Origin of the sequence: Leptolyngbya sp. AN02str (assembly GCF_050565595.1) — a bacterium.
Lineage (GTDB): Bacteria > Cyanobacteriota > Cyanobacteriia > Elainellales > Elainellaceae > Kaiparowitsia.
Map to the genome: position 1 here is coordinate 1 of NZ_JBNXVR010000087.1, position 1,695 is coordinate 1,695.

Genomic DNA, 1,695 nt, shown 5'->3' on the forward strand with positions numbered 1-1,695 from the left:
GGGTTTGCTGAAAAAAGCAGCAAAGGTTTACAGTGCCTAGTTTTCAAGCGAGATCAAGTCTGCTAAAGTGCAAAGAAAAAGTGTAAAACCTCTCAAAAACCTTGCACGAGCTTGCCGATGTACCGCCGTTCTCCCCCTGGTCAATTGTCGTTTGAAAACTTCTACTTGCCGTTTGGGGGCAAGTTATCGGGTGAGAATCGCTGGGTGAAGTTGGCACAGTTGATCCCGTGGGAGGAGTTTGAAGCGCAATATGCCGAGCAGTTGAGCGAGGGGATGGGGGCACCTGCGAAATCCTTCCGCATGGCACTTGGGGCACTAATCATCAAAGAGCGGTTGGGTACTTCGGATATCGAAACGGTCGAACAGATCCGGGAGAATCCGTATTTGCAGTTCTTCTTGGGATTATCGCAGTACAGCGACAAAGCCCCGTTTGATGCTTCGATGTTGGTGCATTTTCGCAAGCGAGTGAAGCTTGAGTTGATTGGGCAGCTTAACGAAGCCATTGTGCAGCAGCATCGTGAGAACGATGCGTCCAAGCCGGAGGGAACAGCAGAATCCTCAGACTCCATCGATGAGGACAACCGTGACGATGAACCTCCCTCTGCTTCAAATGCAGGACAGCTGATTGTCGATGCCAGTTGCACTCCTGCGGATATTCGCTATCCCACTGACTTAAGTTTGCTCAACGAGGCACGAGAGCACACCGAGCGAATCCTCGACTTGCTGTACGCGCAAGTGCGAGAACAAGTTACCCAAAAGCCCCGCACCTACCGCCTCAAAGCCCGGCAACAGTATTTGCCTATTGCCAAGCAACGTCGGGTGAAGCCCAAGCTGCGGCGAAAGGCAGTCGGACAACAGTTACGCTATCTCAGGCGGAATCTGGCTCACATTGACGCACTGATTGCTGCAGGAGCATCCCTTGCTCAACTGGACAACCAACTGTACCGTAAATTACTCGTCATCAGCGAGTTGTTTCGCCAGCAACAGTGGATGTATCAGGAGCGTCAACGTCGCATTGATGAGCGCATTGTCAGTATTGCTCAACCGCATGTGCGACCAATTGTGCGAGGCAAAGCCGGCACACCTGTGGAATTCGGTGCCAAGATTGTCATCAGTTGTGTCGATGGCTATGTGTTTTTAGAGCATCTCGACTGGAACAACTTCAATGAATCGACTCAGTTGCCAGAACAGATTGAGCGATTCAAGCAACGCTTTGGTCATTATCCCGCCTCGGTTCATGCCGACCAAATCTACCGTACTCGGGCGAACCTGCAATACTGCCGAGAACGAGGCATTCGCCTGAGTGGAAAACCGTTAGGCAGACCGAAACAGAGCGAACAAGCAGACATCCAAAAGCAAGCTCAGGCAGATGCTGCGATTCGCAACCAGGTGGAGGGCAAGTTTGGGGTGGGCAAGCGTCGTTTTAGTTTAGCTCGCGTCATGGCAAAGCTCGCTCCAACCGCAGAGACCACCATTGCAATGACATTCCTGGTGATGAATCTGGAGCAACTGCTCCGGCAGTTTCTTTTTGTCTTTTTTGCCGTTGTTCTCTCTCAGGAAGTGTTCCAGTTCAACCGATGGCAGCGGCAGTGGCGCGATCCTCAATGCGCCCTGGCTGCTGCTTAAGTTCTAGCGAATCCCAAGATTTAACCGTCTGTCTTCTTAAAACTCGTGAAATACTTTTTCAGCACGCCC

General features: G+C 51.5%; 1 protein-coding gene. It reads left to right on the forward strand.

The features are described 5' to 3' along the window. Positions 1-117 precede the first annotated feature (117 nt). On the forward strand, positions 118-1,626 hold the full coding sequence (locus ACQ4M4_RS28680) for an IS5 family transposase (RefSeq protein WP_430687883.1): 1,509 nt from the start codon (positions 118-120) through the stop codon (positions 1,624-1,626). The last annotated feature ends 69 nt before the right edge of the window (positions 1,627-1,695 follow it).

Coding starts and splice junctions, on each gene's coding strand:
- ACQ4M4_RS28680 (WP_430687883.1), top strand. CDS start 118: ATGTACCGCCGTTCTCCCCCTGGTCAATTGTCGTTTGAAAACTTCTAC.